13 protein-coding genes and 1 pseudogene are annotated in these 16,537 nt (G+C 67.1%); 5 read left to right on the top strand and 9 right to left on the bottom strand.

Going from position 1 to position 16,537, the window contains the following annotated elements; genetic code table 11:
* Positions 1–95: 95 nt before the first annotated feature.
* Positions 96–2,918, bottom strand: coding sequence for a Cna B-type domain-containing protein (locus Q5923_RS02890; protein WP_303132035.1), 2,823 nt, complete (start codon positions 2,916–2,918; stop codon positions 96–98).
* 257 nt (positions 2,919–3,175) lie between these two features.
* Here Q5923_RS02890 and Q5923_RS09545 point away from each other — a divergent pair.
* From Q5923_RS09545 to Q5923_RS02885, 3 genes and pseudogenes are all read left to right on the top strand, one after another.
* Positions 3,176–3,349, top strand: a pseudogene (locus tag Q5923_RS09545) (YdeI/OmpD-associated family protein); the annotation flags it as partial.
* A 173-nt stretch (positions 3,350–3,522) separates the two neighbouring features.
* Complete coding sequence (locus tag Q5923_RS09540; protein WP_368501942.1) at positions 3,523–3,810, top strand: iron chaperone; 288 nt, start codon at positions 3,523–3,525, stop codon at positions 3,808–3,810.
* A gap of 233 nt (positions 3,811–4,043) precedes the next feature.
* Positions 4,044–5,351, top strand: a complete 1,308-nt coding sequence (locus tag Q5923_RS02885) for an alpha/beta hydrolase-fold protein (RefSeq protein WP_303132033.1) — start codon at positions 4,044–4,046, stop codon at positions 5,349–5,351.
* 49 nt (positions 5,352–5,400) lie between these two features.
* On the opposite strand, the gene Q5923_RS02880 is transcribed toward Q5923_RS02885, so the two are convergent.
* The 6 genes from Q5923_RS02880 to Q5923_RS02855 form a co-directional block, all read right to left on the bottom strand.
* A complete protein-coding gene (locus Q5923_RS02880) occupies positions 5,401–6,834 on the bottom strand; it encodes an MATE family efflux transporter (RefSeq protein ID WP_303132031.1) in 1,434 nt (477 codons plus the stop codon).
* Between the two features lie 101 nt (positions 6,835–6,935).
* On the bottom strand, positions 6,936–7,862 hold the full coding sequence (locus Q5923_RS02875; RefSeq protein WP_303132029.1) for a carbon-nitrogen hydrolase family protein: 927 nt from the start codon (positions 7,860–7,862) through the stop codon (positions 6,936–6,938).
* Positions 7,863–7,978: 116 nt separating this feature from the next.
* Positions 7,979–9,295 carry a cell wall metabolism sensor histidine kinase WalK gene (locus tag Q5923_RS02870; protein WP_303132027.1) on the bottom strand — a complete coding sequence of 439 codons (1,317 nt, stop codon included), beginning with the start codon at positions 9,293–9,295 and terminating at the stop codon, positions 7,979–7,981.
* The gene (locus tag Q5923_RS02865) at positions 9,276–10,055 is read right to left on the bottom strand and encodes a response regulator transcription factor (protein ID WP_303132026.1); all 780 of its coding nucleotides are present in this window, start codon (positions 10,053–10,055) and stop codon (positions 9,276–9,278) included. Before Q5923_RS02865 ends, Q5923_RS02870 begins: the two co-directional genes overlap by 20 nt.
* 63 nt (positions 10,056–10,118) lie before the next feature.
* Positions 10,119–10,673 carry a DUF4342 domain-containing protein gene (locus Q5923_RS02860; protein ID WP_303132025.1) on the bottom strand — a complete coding sequence of 185 codons (555 nt, stop codon included), beginning with the start codon at positions 10,671–10,673 and terminating at the stop codon, positions 10,119–10,121.
* 234 nt (positions 10,674–10,907) lie between these two features.
* Positions 10,908–12,059, bottom strand: a complete 1,152-nt coding sequence (locus Q5923_RS02855) for a hypothetical protein (RefSeq protein WP_303132023.1) — start codon at positions 12,057–12,059, stop codon at positions 10,908–10,910.
* Positions 12,060–12,236: 177 nt separating this feature from the next.
* On the opposite strand from Q5923_RS02855, the gene Q5923_RS02850 reads away from it, so the two are divergent.
* The gene (locus Q5923_RS02850; RefSeq protein ID WP_303132021.1) at positions 12,237–13,613 is read left to right on the top strand and encodes a glutamate-5-semialdehyde dehydrogenase; all 1,377 of its coding nucleotides are present in this window, start codon (positions 12,237–12,239) and stop codon (positions 13,611–13,613) included.
* A 90-nt stretch (positions 13,614–13,703) separates the two neighbouring features.
* Here Q5923_RS02850 and Q5923_RS02845 read toward each other — a convergent pair whose 3' ends face one another.
* Complete coding sequence (locus Q5923_RS02845; protein WP_303132020.1) at positions 13,704–14,624, bottom strand: putative ABC transporter permease; 921 nt, start codon at positions 14,622–14,624, stop codon at positions 13,704–13,706.
* A gap of 10 nt (positions 14,625–14,634) precedes the next feature.
* On the bottom strand, positions 14,635–15,165 hold the full coding sequence (locus tag Q5923_RS02840; protein ID WP_009278510.1) for an HD domain-containing protein: 531 nt from the start codon (positions 15,163–15,165) through the stop codon (positions 14,635–14,637).
* Between the two features lie 894 nt (positions 15,166–16,059).
* On the opposite strand from Q5923_RS02840, the gene Q5923_RS02835 reads away from it, so the two are divergent.
* Complete coding sequence (locus Q5923_RS02835; protein ID WP_062531689.1) at positions 16,060–16,359, top strand: GNAT family N-acetyltransferase; 300 nt, start codon at positions 16,060–16,062, stop codon at positions 16,357–16,359.
* Positions 16,360–16,537: the final 178 nt, after the last annotated feature.

The following is a 16,537-nucleotide window of genomic DNA, read 5'->3' as shown; positions in this document are numbered from 1 at the left end:
TTCCGTCCGTCATGCCAACGAGAAGGCGGCCAACGGAGTTGACTCCGCTGGCCGCCTGGACCGTCAATCGGTGTCGTGGATGCTCTCGCCTGGTGTTAGCCCTCGCGACGCGCGCCGCGTCGCAGGGCGAGTCCCGCACTCAGGGCGCATGCCGACGCGAGCAGGGGAGCGATGGGCGAGGCGCTGTCATCCCCGGTCTTGGGCGTCGCGGGCTTCGGCTTCTTGGGGGTCTTGTCGGGAGGGGTGGTGGTCAGCTTGTTGGTGATCGTGAAGCCCTCACCAGCGTTCCCCGTGACCTCGGAGGCGTAGCCGTCGGGGACCTCGACCTCCTGGACCGCGTAGGTGACCTTCTTGCCGGCCTCGTTGACGGGCAGCTTGTCCCAGCTGTGCTTCCAGCCGTTGGCGGCGGAGAGCTCAACCGCGTCGCCCGTGGCCTTGCCGTTGGCCGTCAGCTGCACGCGCACCGAGGCGGGACGCTTGCTGGAGGCGTTGTCCGCGTCGTCCCAGACCTTCTCCACCTTGACGAAGGTGACGCTGGGGGAGTGCGTGTTGGTGACGTCGAAGCCGGTTTCGGACGTCGTGCTCGCATAGCCCCCGACCTTGTCCTCGACGATCCGGTAGCTGATGGGGCTGCCGTTGCCGTCGTACTTCGGCAGCTCGCCAAAGTCCCAGCTCCAGCCCTGCTCTGCCGTGACCTTCTTGCTTGCGACCTCCGTCTGGCCGGCGAGGAGCCGCACCGTGATGCTCGCGGGTCGCAGGCCGTCGCGGTCGTTGTCGTCGTCCCAGGTCTTGCTTCCCTGGACGTGGACCTTCTCGACGTTGGTGTTCGTGATGGTGAAGCCGGTCGCTGCGTCACCCGCCGGATCGCTGGCCTCGTAGCCGTCGGGCACGTCGGACTCCCGCACGGAGTATGCGATCGCGTGACCGTCCTCGGCATACTTGGGCAGGTCGTCGAAGCTGCCCTTCCAGCCGCTCCCTTCGTTGAGTGCGAGCTCCCTGTCCGTGTCGTGGCCGTCTGCCAGGAGCTTTACCGTCACGGGTCCTGCGACGGGACCGACCCAGCTCTTCTTCACCTGGACGGAGGTGGCGGGGGTGTTGGTGATGACGAAGCCCTCTGCGGCACTGCCGCTGACCTCGGGGACGTAGCCCTCGACCTTGCGCTCTTCGACGGTGTAGTCGTACACGTGGCCGCTGGGGTCGTTCTTGGGGAGGTTCTGGAAGGTCGCCGTCCAGTTGCCATCGGAGTCGGGGGTGACCTTCTGGAAGCCCACGTACTGGCCGTCGCGATAGAGGTTGACCAGCACCGAGCCCGGATGGGTGGCGTTCTGCTCGGAGCCGTCGTTCCAGGTCTTGGTGACCTTGATCTCGGTGGTCTCGACGGACTTGCCGATGAACACGGTGCCGTTGGAGCCGATACCGCCACCGCGTGTGGCGGAGCTGTTGCCCGTGATGTGAACCTTCGCCAAACCGAGTGCCTTTTGCACGCCCGGATCGTCCTTGGTCAGCGCGTTACCGAGCGAGAGCTCCTGACCGGACCAGGCATCCAGCACGCCCTTGAGGTCGTCGAGGGGAACCTCGCTGCCGTCGTCGTAGGTCCACCTGTAGGCGCCACCGCCGAGCATGGAGGGCGAGATCTCGTAGGGAGGGTTGCCGCTGTGGGTGCCGAGCCAGGTCGCGGCGAGGATGTAGAGCTCGTTGGCGCCCTCGTCGGCCTTGTTGTTGTAGAAGACCGAGCCGTTAGTCAGGTTGATCTCGGTGACGGAGGCGGGGCAGGCAGCATAGCCGCCGCCGTAGACCTTCGTCGAGTTGTTAGCCACCTCGACGTTCGAGAGGTAGAGCTCGGCGTCGTGCCAGCCGGTATATCCGTCACCGATGCCGTTGACGTAGATGCCGCCGCCGCCGAACATGCCGTTGTCATCGCCTTCGCCCGTCATGGCGTTGTTGGTGATGCTGCCGCCGGTGATGGTCGCGATGCTATAGGCGGAATCGTCGCCGTACTGCACGAAGATGCCGCCGCCACCGCTCCCGGCGCTGTTGCCGTCGATCGTGCCGCCGGTCATGGTGAGGACGGATTGGCTTTGGGGGCCAAAGAATGTGCCTACCGAGATGCCGCCGCCCCGCTCGAAGGCATCGTTGCCGGATATGGTGCCGCCCGAGAGGTTGATGTCGGCACCATCGAACACGCAGATGCCGCCGCCGGAACCGCCATAGCGTTGATCAAGATCGGGGTTGCTGTTTGTGCCATCGACGGCGTGGTTGCCCGTGATGGTGCCGCTTGACATGTTGATGACGGCATTATCGCAGCCGTAGATGCCGCCGCCGCGGACGGCGGAGTTGTTGCGGATGGTGCCGCCTTCGACGTTCACCGTGGTGCCCGCATCCTTCGCGAAGACCCCGCCTCCTGCCTCAGGGTACCAATGCCCCTCGCTGCGGATGTAGTTGTTCTGCAACGTGGCGCCCTCGGTGATCGTCAGCGCACCGCCGTCGAACACGCCAACGATGGATCCGCCTTCGCCTGAGCCGCCCGTGCACTCTGCCCAGCTGCCGTTGTCAATGCCGCCATCTACGACGATGTTGGCGAGCGTCAGCTTCGCGCCTCCCCCGACATGGATGAGCTCGCCGTAGTAACCAGACGCCCGCTGGAGCATCTTGCCGCCGAGGTCCCAGGTCTCGTCGCCAGAGGGCTTGAGCGCCCCGCTCACGTAGGCGAAGTCGAAGCCCGAGCCGGGCAGCAGCTCCTTGACCTTGGCGAAGGTCTTCACCGGCGCATCCTCCGTGCCGGGGTTGCTGTCAGACCCGGTGGAGCCGTTCACATAGATGGGGTGGTCACTCTCGGCAAGGGCTGTCCGCATGCCTAGGGGTAGGCAGATGCAGAATGCCAGCACCATGCCCAAAAGGGCAAAGAGCCTGTTCTTCATGGCGGGCCTTCCTCTCGTGTGTTTGGTCTGTCTTCTCCAGAAGGGCGTCTTTGTCAAATTCCATCGTATCTGTGCCATGGTAACTGAATTCCTGCATCTAGCAGGTAATATCTGGTTCCGTTTATGTATGATTTTCCAAAAATACAGTGTTTGTCGCCTGTCGATATCTGCTCAGCATGAGGCCCGGTGCCGTCTTTGACTGCGTCTCTCGTTTAACTTGGCTGCGTCTCTCGTTTAAATAACCAAGGGAGGATGGTATGCGCGCGAGGAACCCCATGCCGCAGGACGTCCTTGAGCTGCTCGAGTCTCGCGGGCTGAGGGCGGACTACGACCAGCGCCCCGCCTACCAACGAAACGACTACCTGGGTTGGATTGACCGCGCCAAGCTTCCGGCCACGCGCGAGCGGCGTATCGCCCAGATGTTGGACGAGCTTGCGCGCGGTGGCGTGTACATGGGCATGGAGCACCGTCCGTCCCGCAAGGAGAAGGATGCGACGTCGTCGGGCGGTGCGGAGGTGGGCGGCCTCGAGGCCCCTGACGTCGTCGCGGGACCTCGCACGGCGGACGAGTACCTAGAGGCCCAGCCTGCGGAGCGTCGCCTCTCCTGCTGGACGAGCTCAGGGCGACTGTCGTTGACGCTCTCCCAGGGGCCGAGGAGACCATCTCGTGGCAGATACCCAGCTATCGGCTGGACGGGAAGCTGCTTCTGCACTTCGCGGGCTACGCGAGCCATGTCGGAATCTACCCGGGAGCGGCCGCTCTCGACCACTTCGCCCAAGAGCTTGGCTCGCGCCGCAGCTCGAAGGGGACGCTGCGCCTGGAGTATGACGAGCCGCTCCCAAGGGGACTCGTCACGCGCATCTGTCTCTGGTTGGCTGGGGAATCGGACTAGTGCGCCAAAAAACTGCGCACGGTAGTGTCGAATTGTGGAGACGCGCCGCGTTTGCCCAGGATGCCCTCGCCTGAACGTAATCCAATGCGCATTTTTTCGGTGCGCCCTCGCCAGGCGTGGCCTGCGAGCGGCCCGCTGGCGCTTCGGCCGTCCTTCGAGCGCGTACAATTAAGCCTGGATACCAGGGCATCGCTGGGCGATGCGCCGCCGACGAGCCAGACCGGAGGTCTCCCATGAAGCAGGCAGACATCAGCATCCAAAGCAAGCTGGCGCAGAGGTCGTTCGACGTGTCGGTCTATGGCGATGCCGGACGCGCGGTCATCGCCTTTCCGTCAGAGGACGGCTGCAGCACCAGCTGGGAGAACGGCGGTATGGTCGAGGCGCTTCGCGAGCGCATCGAGGCTGGAGAGCTGCAGCTCTTCTGCACCGAGTCCATGGACGCGCAGACCTGGCTCGCCCGCGGCGCCGTGGACGACTACCGCCTGCGCAACCTTGAGCAATGGCAAGGCTACGTGGAGAAGGAGCTCCTTCCCTATGCGGCACGGCACTCCGCCAGCAAGGAGCTGCCGCTCGTTGCCGGTGCCAGCATCGGCGCGCTCAACGCCACGGCACTCATGCTGCGACAGCCCAAGAGGCTGGGCGGGCTCCTCGCGATGTCGGGCAGCTATGACGCGCGCGCGTTTGCGGGAGCCGACCCCGACCAGGCGTGGCTTGACGTCTCTCCCGTCGACATCGTGCGAACGCTTGCCAATGACGCGAAGGGCATGAAGGCCCTTGCTGGCAAGCAGCTTGCCTTCGTCTGTGGTCGCTCCTCCGACGAGCTCGGCCTGGGCTCCCAGCGTGGCCTCGACGCACTCTGCTGCGAGCTGGGGCTCGAGGCAAGCTTCGAGTACTGGGGCTGGGACGTCGTGCCCAGCTGGTTCTGGTGGCAGGAGGAGGCACGCCAGTTGCTGCCCTGCCTCCTGGCGCCCAACGGCCTCATCGACCGCAAGCTGGTCGCCCGTCTCGCGTCAGCGCAGACCGAGGCCGAGCATGCCGCGAACCAGCGCGAGTCGGCCGCGACCGAGCTCGAGACGGCGGCAGAGACCCTGAAACAGGCAAAGTCCGAGCTCAGGGCCGCCCGCAAGCGCACGCGCGACGAGGCGAAGTCCGTCGAGGCCGCCGTCCAGGAGGACGAGGAGCTCAGTGCCGTCGCCGCCGATGCCTGGGCCGAGAGGGACCGCATCGCCCTGCTGTTGGCGGAGGCCACGAAGGCGGCGGGTGCGGCGCAGTCGGCCGCAGACGCGGCCGCCGAGCGCCTGGGCTCCGCGCGCTGGATCGCGGGCGAGGCCGAGGCTGCCGTCGAGCGCGCCGTCCAGGCCCAGGCTGACTCCACGGCCCGTCTCGCCTCCGCCAAGGAGGCCGTGGCTGCAGCCCAGGAGGAGGCCGACCGCCTTGCCGCCGCGCTCGCCGAGGTGCAGGCGGAGGTCGACGCGGAGAGGGACGAGGCCCGCCGGCTCAAGTCTGGCAAGGCCAGCCGGTCCAAGTCAAAGCGCAGCTAGGCCACACTGCAGCCGCGGATCGATCCGCAGCTGAATCGAGTCGCGCTCGTTAGGCCGCCCGCTCCTCGCGCCCAAGCTCGCCGAGGATGCTCGCCGCCATGGGCAGCGCCACCAGGCCCGTGATCACGTCGGTCAGGGGCTGGGCCAGCTGCACGCCCAGGAGCCCCATGAAGTGCGGCAGCACGGTCACGACCGGGCCGAGCACCAGGCCCAGCCTGCAGGCACCCAGGATGGTGGCGCGCCACATGCGCCCCGTGGTCTGGAGCAGGAAGTTGGTGATCATGGCCATGCCCGTGATGGACATGGTGAAGCTCTCGACGCGCAGGGTGAGCGTGGCTATGCGCACCACCTCGGGGTCGTCGTTGAAGAAGGCAACCAGCTGCGGCGCGAAGGCGCAGGTGAACACGCCCACAGAGAACACCGCGACCAGCGCCGCGCGCACCGCGAACGCATAGCCCTCCCGGATGCGCCCGAAGCGCCGTGCCCCGTAGTTGTATCCCACGAGGGGCTGGAAGCCCTGTCCGATGCCAATCTGCACGTAGTTGCCGAAGCCGCAGATGCGCTGGACGATGGCCAGTCCCGCGATGGCCGCGTCGCCAAACGGCCGCGCGGCGTCGTTGAGCAGCGTCGTCGCCACGCCCAGCATGATCTGTCGTACGAAGGACGGCACGCCGCCGTTGTTGATCTTGAGCGCCATCTCCCTCGTGGGACGCCGCAGCCACCGTAGGCCCAGCGGCGTGATGCCCGCTCTCTGCATCTGGAAGACCAGGAGACAGAAGCTTATGAACTCGCAGATGACGGCGGAGGTCGCGCTGCCCGCGATTCCCATGCCGCAGACGTAGATCAAGAACGGCGTCAGCGCCATGTTGAGCACGGCGCCCGTCATGATGGCCGCCATCGAGTAGAAGGCCTCCCCCTCGAAGCGCAGCTGCATGTTGAGCATGAGCGAGCTGCACATGAACGGCGCGCCCATGAGGATGATGCCCACGAAGCGCCGCGCGTAGGGGAGGATAGTGGGGGTCGACCCGGCCAGGAGGCAGATGGGGTCGATGAAGACGTTGCCCAGCACGGCGACGACCAGCCCCAGCGTCAGCGTGCAGGCGAGGCCCGTGGTGGCAAGCACGCAGGCCTCGTCCCTCTCCCTCGCCCCAAGGTGGCGCGAGATGGCATTGCCCGTGCCCTGCCCGAAGTAGAAGCCTATGGCCTGGATCGCGGTCATCGCGACGAACGAGATGCCGATGGCACCCGACGCGGAGGTGCCCAGGCTGCTCACGAAGAAGGTGTCGGACAGGTTGTAGATGCTGGTGACCAGGTTGGAGAGGATCGAGGGCGTGGCGAGCGAGAGTATCAGGGGCCGGATGGGCTCCTCGGTCATCTGCCGGAACTTCTCCTCGGGGGTCTGCCTGCCCCTGTGGTGGGCTTCGGCCGCGTCCGTCCGTGCGGTCACGTCTGTGTCGTCTGCGTCGCTTCGCATGAGAGGCATGATGCACCGAAGCCCGGCGTGGCCCGTCGGGATGCTGAGCCGGTGCTCACATCCTCACGGAATCGTTACGTGCGGGAGGGGCGAACCGGCCGAACGAGGTCCTACCGGTCGCTCACGCGCAGCTCGAGCACGTCGGGCCGGGCATAGTGGCCCACGGGGTCGAACTCCCACTTGCTCGCCGCCACCTGCTGCAGGTCGAGCTCGGCATAGATGACGCCCGGCTCGTCCCACAGGGGGCCGGCGGCGTAGTGTCCGTAGGGGTCGACCACGCAGCTCCCGCCCGTGTACACCACCTCGTCCAGCGCCTCGACCTCCTCCGGCTCCGCCAGGTCGGCCGGGTAGTCCGCTCGCTCGACGTAGGGCGCGCAGTTGACCACGAAGCAGCGCCCCTCCAGGGCGATGTGCCGCAGCGTGGCCTGCCACTCGGAGTTGCAGTTGGTGTTGGGGGCGAGGTAGATGGTCACGCCCCTCTGGTACAGCGCGACGCGCGCCAGGGGCATGTAGCTCTCCCAGCAGATGAGGGTGCCCATCGGCCCCCAGGGCGTGTCGGAGGTGGGGAAGTAGTGGTCCTGGGCGTCTCCCCACACCACGCGCTCGAGGCCCGTGGGCTTGAGCTTGCGGTGCACGGCGTCGACCCTTCCTTCGGGGTCGATGACCACGTTGCTGTTGTAGAGCGTGCCGCTCGTGGCGTCGCGCTCCGATATGCCCACGCTCACCCAGCTGCTGGCCCGGCGCGCCGCCTCGGCGATGGCCCCCACCTCCGGTCCGTCGACCAGGACGGAGCCGTCGTAGTAGCGCTTCCAGTCGAGCTGGCCGGCTGGCTTGCGCGCACCGGTGACGAAGCCGAAGGTCAGGCCATGCGGGTAACCGGGAATCGCCAGCTCGGGGAAGACGATGAGGTCGCTGGGGCGCTCGCGCGAGACGTGATCGATCGTCTCCACCATCCGAGAGGCGCAGGTGTCGCGGTCGAAGATCGTGGGCTGCATCTGCACCACGGCGATGCGGCAGGTGTCGGCGAGTTCCCTCATGCGCTGCTCCTTCTGCGGGCTTGCGAGTCGTGCAAAGGGGAGAATAGCCACCCCACGGCGGGCGGCCGCCGTGGGGCCATGACATTTTACGGGGGAGAAGCACGGGGCGTCCCCCGTCAGGCGCGTCCATCCGCAGAGACGGGAAAGCTCACGGAGAAGCGCGTGCCCACGCCCTCGCGCGAGACGACGTCGATCGTCCCCTGGTGCGCGTCCACGATCCACTTGGCGATGGAGAGTCCCAGCCCGGTGCCGCCGACCTCGCCGCCGCGCGCCTCGTCCGCGCGCCAGAACCTCTCGAACGCGTGTGCCACATCACTCTCGCCCATGCCCATCCCCTCGTCCTGCACCTGGTACGAGACGCGGCCGTCCCTGGCCCTGGCACCGAGGGTGATGGTCGACCCGGTCGGGGAGTACTTCGCCGCGTTTTGGACGATGACCCTTATCGACTGCTTGACCATCGCCAGATCGCCCGTCATCTGGTAGCGGGGGTCTCCCTCCGCCCCCTCGGGGTTCTCGAGCGCGTAGCGGTGGGCGTCATCGATCATGCACGACTCCTCCCACACGCCTGCCGTGACCTCGGCCAAGTTGAGGGGGGCCATCTGGAGCGCGTTGCGGCCCGAGTCCCCGCGGGCCAGGAAGAGCAGCTGCTCGACGAGCTCCTGCATGTGGTCCGTCTCGGCCTTCAGGGACTCGATCGACTCCTCGAGCACGGCCTCGTCCGTCTTGCCCCATCTGTCGAGCATGTCCACGTAGCCCTTGATCACGGCGATGGGCGTGCGCAGCTCGTGCGAGGCGTCCGAGACGAACCTCGTCTGCTGCTGCCGGGACTTCTGCATCTGGTTGAGAAGTCCGTTGAGCGCGACCTCGATGGGTTGTAGGTCCTGGTCGCCGGTGGTGACGCGCGGCGAGTCGACCGTCGCGCGCGAGATGGCCTGCTCAAGGCTCTCCATCTTGTCCGCCTCGATCCCGCCGGCGCCGCTGCCCATCGCCTCGGCGTCCAACGCCAGCTGGTTCAGCGGAAGGAGCTTGCGCCGCACGCGCCTGGTGTCTTCCGGCAGGCTGAGGAGCGAGACGAGCTGCCATGAGCCGGCGGCGACGGCGACGGGTCCCATGAGGCGGAAGAGGTCTCCCATGGGGAAGCTCGTCCTCGTTCCGTCGCCGAGCAACACGTCCAGGCTCAGGGCCTCTGGCCTGTCGCCGTCCGTGGCGAGCTCGAGGGAGGCAATGGCATTGGGGGAGCCGGCCCGCAGGGCCCCCTCGGGGAGCTTGCTGGCGCACTGCACTGCGAAGCTTGCCACGAGCGCCACGCAGACGAACAGGTCGAAGGCAATCATCCCGGCCAGCCTTCTCCACCAGAAGCTCCAGCTGATCGAACGGGCGGTGGAGGGCATGCCCTGCCTGACCGCCCTGGCGCTACCCCTCCCGGATGACATACCCCACCCCGCGGACGGTCGTCACGAGCCTCATGCCAAAGCGGTCGTCGATCTTGGAGCGGATGTGACGCACGTAGACGTCGATGGCGTTCGTCTCGCCCGCGTACTCGTAGCCACACGCCAGCTGCAGGAGCCGATCGCGCGTCATGACGATGCCCTCGTTCTCCATGAGGGCGCGCAGGACTTCGAACTCGCGGTTCGTGAGCTGGACCTCCTCGCCCGCGACGGTGACCTCGTGCCTCTCCACGTCCAGGATCACGCCGTTGGAGCTGAGCACGTGGCGCGCGGGATCCCTGGGGCTGCCGTCGGTGTCGTCCCCGGCGGGACCGGTCTCGTCTCTCGTCGTTGCGGTAGCAGCCGCGACAGGTGCGTCGGCCGCCGAGGCGGTGCCTGCGGTCGCCTCCCGGCGCTTGAGCGCCACGCGGATGCGAGCGAGCAGCTCCTCGATGGCGAAGGGCTTCGTCACGTAGTCGTCGGCCCCTGCGTCGAGCCCCGCGACCTTGTCCATCACGGAGTCTCGCGCGGTGAGCACGATGACGGGGACGTCACGCTCCCTGCGGATGCGGCGCAGCACCTCGAGGCCGTTCAGCTGAGGAAGGAGCAGGTCGAGGAGGACGAGGTCGTAGTCACCCGAGAGGGCGGCGTCCACCCCCGACCTGCCGTCGGCGGCCTTGTCCACCTCGTACCCCTCGTGTGTCAGCTCGAGCTCCACGAAGCGGGCGATCTTCGCCTCGTCCTCGACCACAAGAATCCTGCTCATGCACCGCTTCCGTTCGGACGTGTCTTGCGGTCGGGCCCGAACGCACGGGCCCGACCGCGAATCCTATCTTTTCTCGTGTCCCATGACGTCGCGCTTGAGGGACTCCGCGCCCGAGGCCGCCTTGTCCATGGCCTCGTTGACGTCGACGGTCACCCTGCCCACCCCCTCGAAGTGGTAGTGGCACTCGAGGAACAGGCCCACGACGAGCACGGGCAGCGTGATCGCCCAGGCGAGCAGGGCGATCACCAGGACCAGGACGGGCACGGCCAGGATGCGCCGCCCGTGTCGATCCACCACGAAGGTGACGTCGATGCCCTTCCTCAGCACGCGGCGGCAGCCGTCGCAGAAGCGCTCGAAGCCCCTCTCGAACCTGCCGCCCTCGCTTGCCTGCCGGTAGGCGTCCTGGGCCTCCGCCATCTCGGGAGATATGCCACCCTGCTCGCTGCCGGCGGTGGAGTAGCTTGCCGTCTGGGGCCTCGCCTTGCCTTCGTTTTCCAGGTAGACGATGGCATCCAGCACGTTGCCGCCGCTTGCGTCGAGCGCCAGCTTGGCATCGGCGTAGCCCACGCCCGTCTTCTCGCGAATGAGCTCTACCTTCTCGAGGTCGTCCATGACCATGCGTCCCTTCCTCTTGCGGGTGTCGCGTGGGTGGCAACCGCTGCCATCCGATGATTGCATGGTGACAGGCCAAGATTAACCGACCCTTAGGCATAGATTACGTTCGGATGATGATTGGGCTGCACCGAAGTGCTATGGGGCACGCGAGGGGCGACGCCCGGGTACGCCCGCACCGTCTGGTCCTCTCGTCCGCCTCGTCCCATGCGGTCACCGCCGGGCGTCCGTCACTCGTCGCTAGGCGTCCTGACCTTGGAACGCGCGGACGTCGTCCACGAGCACCGCGAGGTAGGGGCGCGAGCCCTCGGGGGCGTTCCCGTCCACCAGGAAGAGCGCGAACCTGTCGTCGAACACGAAGTGGCGCGGCTGGCTGATGTCGAGTGGAGGCGCAGCTGATGTAACGGCGGTGATGGCTGCCTCGCTCTTGACCCTGCCACCCTCGTTGTCCAGGTCGAACTTGAGGGTCTGCACCGCCTGGGCGATGCGGAGACCACCTCCGTTGGGAAGCGCGAACTCCAGGCCCTCGAGCTCGTCGTACTCCTTGAACACGTCGGTGCTCAGTAGGGGACACTCGAACTCGTCGTCGTCCCCGAGCGCCCTCTGCGCCCCCGCCGACTCGGTTCTCGACGTCGCGTTGTCCCACATGTCCGAGAAGCTCTGGCCCTCGGGCGACTTCACCAGGACGAGCTCGTCGCCCTCCTTGGTCGAGACCCTGCAGGCGCAGTGCGCGTAGTCGTCGTAGTAGAGGGGTGTGACCTGGGCGAGAAGGTCGCTCCGCTCTGCCCCGTCGGTCTCTGCTGTCCCGAAGTACCTGGCTCCCTCCGTGTGGCTGGGGCCGAAGGTGCCGTCGTAGGGTAGGAGCGCGAACGGGCGCTCGAACGAGAACCGGCGATAGAGCATGGCGTAGAACAGCGTGGTGTCTGGCTCCGCGCTCTCCCAGTCCAGCAGGTCGAGGAGGTCGCTTCGCTGGCCGAAACGCTGGTCGATGGCCTCCTCCATGGTGCTGCGGGCGTCTTTGGTCATGGGGCCGGCGTAGCTGTAATAGTGGTCGTCCGAGACCATGCCCGCCTCGAAGGGGCTCCCGTTCAGGGCGTCCACCAGCTCGTTCGGTCCGGCGGTCGGCTTGAGAGGATTCCCGTCGTTGTGGTAGGCGAGAAGCTCGTCCCAGCACAGCTGGAGCGGGGCGCACCAGGCGGCGTTGCCTTGGACCGGCAGCGTGTCCGCGGCGACGAGCGTCACGCCGGCCTCGTCGGCGCGACGGGGAGCGATCTGCCTTTCGTCGTCGCTGGGAGTGTGAGCGGCTTTCCACGCGAGCGGGGCGGCGATGGCGGCGACGACGATCGCGCACGCTGCGACCACGACGATTGCAAGGGACCTTCTCGCCTTCATGGGACCTCCTCGACGACGTGTGGGGTGGGTGACGATGGCGACGGGCTCGGACGGCTCCTGGAGCGTAGACGGCTCTTGGAGCGAATATACCAAAGCGTTTCCGTCTGCGCCGCCTGCCGTCCGGGTGGGCTGGCAGGCCCGTATACTGGTCCGAACACGGACGGCGGGGGAGGAAGCATGTCTGACGGCATCGGCAGGGTCGACGTGGCGGGGACGGGCGGCGCGACCGGGATGGGCGACATGGTCAGCACGAACGGTGCGGCAGTCGGGACCGGCATCGCGGAGGTCGCCGCGCGCATGAAGCTCCAGAGCCCGGAGATGGCGGCGACGTCCGTCGAGCTGAGGAACGCCGCCCTCGCGGGCATCAGGGAGGCGCTCGTCGCCAACGCCGACGGCGTCTTCGCCGCGAACGAGGAGGACGTGCGCGCGGCCGAGGGGACGGGGGTCTCTCCTGCGGTTGTCAAGCGCCTGCGCTTCGACCGGCACAAGCTCGACGACGTCTGCGCCGGCATCGACGACCTCGTAGGCCTCCCGGATCCCGTCGGTCGCACGACGCTGCGCCGGGAGCTGGACGAGGGTCTGCTGCTCGAGCGCGTCACCTGCCCCATCGGCGTCATCGGCGTGATCTTCGAGGCGCGCCCGGACGTGCTCGTGCAGATATCCGCCCTGTGCATAAAGAGCGGCAACTGCGCCATCCTCAAGGGCGGGTCCGAGACCGCACGCACCAATCGCGCCCTCTTCGCCCTCATCCACGGCGCCGCGCTGGAGGCCGGGCTGCCCGGGGGCTGCCTCTTCCAGGTCGAGGCGCACAGCCAGGTCGACGAGCTTTTGGCCTGCGACCGCGACGTCGACCTGCTCATCCCCCGCGGCTCGAACGCTTTCGTCCGCCACATAATGGACAACACGAGGATTCCCGTGATGGGTCACGCTGACGGCATCTGCCACGTCTACGTGGACGCCGCGGCGGACCTCCGGAAGGCCGTGCGCATCTGCGTTGATGCCAAGGTCCAGTATGCTGCCGCTTGCAACGCGGCCGAGACCCTGCTCGTGCACCGCGACGTCGCGGGAGACTTCCTCCCCCTGCTCGCCGACGCCTATCGTGCCGCCGGGGTCGAGCTCAGGGGCACAGACGAGGTCCGGGCCATCGTGGGCTGCGTGCCTGCGACGGACGCGGACTGGGACCGCGAGTACCTCTCGCTCGTCATATCCGCCAAGCTGGTGGGCGGCGTGGACGAGGCGATCGACCATATCAACCGACACGGCTCCCACCACACCGACGCCATCGTGACCGAGGACGATGCCGTGGCAGAGCGCTTCATGCAGTTGGTGGATTCGGCCGGCGTGTACCAGAACGCCTCGACCCGCTTTGCCGACGGCTTCCGCTATGGCTTCGGTGCCGAGGTAGGCATCTCGACCGGGAAGCTGCACGCGCGCGGCCCGGTGGGTCTGGACGGTCTGGTCACCTACAAGTATCGGCTGCGTGGCTCCGGTCAGGTGGTCGCGGACTACGCCGAGGGCAGGAGCCGCTTCCGCTTCCGCGACCTGAGGCTCTAGGGGAAAGGGTCCCGCGCGCGTCGTCGACGGCTAGGCCTATGCCGGTCAGCGGTCGCCGCGCTGGCTGCCGGCCGTAGCCGAGTGCGGGGGCTACTCTCCCCGGCGCTCCTCCACGGCGTCGTGGACGCGTTCGGCGGTCGCTCGTGCCATGCCCTGCACCTTCTGGTAGTACTCGTCGAAGACGCGCCGGTAGTCGCTGGGCCTGAGCGACGGGAAGGCCCTGAGGAGTCGAAGCTCCTGGTCGGTCAGGCGAGACGAGAAACTCGAGGCGAGCTCGTCGAGTGAGGGTACCTGTGGCAGGTTGGGCATGCCGCGAAGCTCCGGCGTTGCCTCGCGCAGCCTGTCGCGCGCCCCGGCGAGACGACGTCTGAGCGAGGCCTCCATGACCTGGCTCCAGTCCTTCACGCGGGCGAGCTCGGGGCGGGAGGGGAGCAGCTCTCGCACGGAATCCAGGCGCGCGGCGGTCTCCTGCTTGAGGGAGTCCATCTTCGCGCGCAGGCCGGTGATGCCCACGTGGGTCACCACGAGGTCAGAGAGCATGAGCGTCGCGCTCAAGCACGAGAGCGCTGCGAGCTGCGTGCCACTGAGCGAGGCGACGGCTACCGCGAGGGGCGGCTGCGAGACGTAGGTGACCAGCAGGCAGCAGCAGCCAAACTGCAGGAAGCCCCCCGCCCAGATGCGTCCCTGCAGGTTGAGAGGTTTGTCGGAGTAGTCCCACCAGCGTGCGTGGTACATCCTCTCCATCACGTACGAGGTGACGTACTCGAGGAGGCAGCTGAGCGCGCCGCCCGTGAGAAACACTCTGAGCGGACTGCCAATCCGCGAGAGCAGCAGGGCGGAGGCGATGCCGCCGCAGCCGTAGATGGGCAGGTAGGGTCCATTGAGGAAGCCACGGTTGATGAAGTGGCGCTCTGCGACGGAGCAGTAGGTGCTCTCCACCACCCAACCTCCGACGCAGTAGAAGAAGAAGTAGGTCCAGGCAACCATGAGCTGATGGATGGCATGTGGCAAGGCGTGCCTCCTAGGCGTCGTCGCGGACGGAGGCGCCGAGGCCCGCGCGCAGGCGCAGCCAGAAGCCGTCGAGGGTCTCGGACGTGGCGACCATCTTGTCTGCAAGGCAGAGAAGCGCTGCCTCGCGGCAGCTGGGCGGCATGGGTGTGAGGGGAAACATGTGCCTGCGGACCATGTTCTGCTCGATGGGGCCGATGCCAAAGTCGCGGATGGCGTTGGCGCAGGCAAAGCCAGGGTGCCTGAAGCCGTGGAGCCTGTGGCTGGGGTCGGGATCGTGCCAGTCATAGAGGAAGTAGTCGTGGAGGAGGGCGCCGCGCAGGAGGGCGCGCTCGTCCACGGGGATTCGCCAGCTGCGCGCGAGGCGCACGCACTGCCGGGTGACGGAGAGCGAGTGGGCGAAGACGGTGGTGGTGCCGTGCTGGATGCAGCGCCGCTCGATGCGCATGCCCTCGGAGTCGAGGATGTCCTGGCAGTGTCGGCGGACGAGGTCCATGCTCCGCGAGCTGGGGCTGATAGGCTTTCGTGGGACGCTGGAGGGCATGCGATGGTCCTTGCTGCTGGCGTTGTCTGCATATGACGGGTGCCATTATCTGCCCGCCGCGGTGTCGTGGCGGCGCCTTCGACCCGATTCCGCCGAATGCGCAAGTGGCGGGGCGACGGCCCCAGCGCGAGCGAACGCGTGCCGTCGGCGCCCAACACGCGCGAACGCACGCTGGTGTCATCCAACACGCGCGAACGCACGCTAGTGTCATCCAACACGCGCGAACGCACACGTGTGATTGCATTTGTCCAGATGCTGGGAGCCGTGCATGTGCGCAACAGCGTGCTCGCTGCCTGTCGCGTGCGCAACAGCGTGTTCGCCGAGCCAATTGTGCGCAACGGCGTGCGCGACGGCTGCGGCATCTACTGACAACGCCCAATGCGTCTGCCGCGTCATCGATAGCGCCAAACGCGTCCACCGAATCGTCGAGAACGTCCAACGCGTCTAATCGACAGCAAACCCCAGGTCAGTTTTTGTCTCTAGACGCGTTGGACGCTTTCGCGCGGGAGCCAGACGCGTCGGACGTTTTCGTACAGGAGATAGACGCATTGGACGCTTTCGCGTAGGAGATAGGCGTGTGCATCGCTAGATGTGCGCAGTGGCGTGCGGGTGAGAAGGGCGTGCGCATCGGCGTGCGGGTGAGAGGGGCGTGCGCAGCGGCGTGCGGGTGAGAGGGGCGTGCTCAGCGGCGTGCGGGTGAGAGGGGCGTGCTCAGCGGCACACGAATGAGAGTGGCGTTCGCAGAGGCGCTCGCCCAGCGTGCACGCTCGCCGAATCCCAACGGCTCCCATGTCGCGCCATTGGGTACATAGCTTTACATAACTCGAACCGCCCGCCCCTCCGCTCCATGCGGTGTGGGTAGCGGCGCAGGCCACCAGCAGAAGGGAGTCTGGCATGAACATGCAGACCGATGACGACAAGCTCAGCTTCGTGGGAGACTACGGCGACGTGCTAGGTGAGGTCTCGTTTCCCGAGGACGAGGACGGCATCCTGAACTTCAACCACACCTACGTCGCGCCCAGCGAGCGCGGCAGTGGCATGGCAGGCCGCCTCATGGGCCAGGCCGTCCGTCACGTGCGCTTCGCGGGTAAGAAGGCCCGTGCGACCTGCTCCTACGCCATCCGCTGGTTCCAGAAGCACCCGGAATATGCCGACATCCTCGTGGAGCCTCCTGCAGCCGAGCCGGCAAAGTAGTCTCGCTCCCAGCAGGTGAGGGACCTGCACCTCGTCAGGGCAGGCGAGAGGAACCCGCCTTCTCGCATCAGCCCAGCCGCATGTGCACGAAGAGGCGCGCCCGCAGCCGAACCCAGCTGCGTGGGCGGCGCGATTGAGGGGGGGGCGGCGTCGTCGATACGCCACCGCCCGGGCGGGG

Origin of the sequence: uncultured Olsenella sp. (assembly GCF_959602185.1) — a bacterium.
Classification (GTDB): Bacteria; Actinomycetota; Coriobacteriia; order Coriobacteriales; family Atopobiaceae; genus Olsenella_I; species Olsenella_I phocaeensis.
Note: the sequence above shows the minus strand (reverse complement) of the source record. Positions and strands in the feature narration are given on the sequence as shown.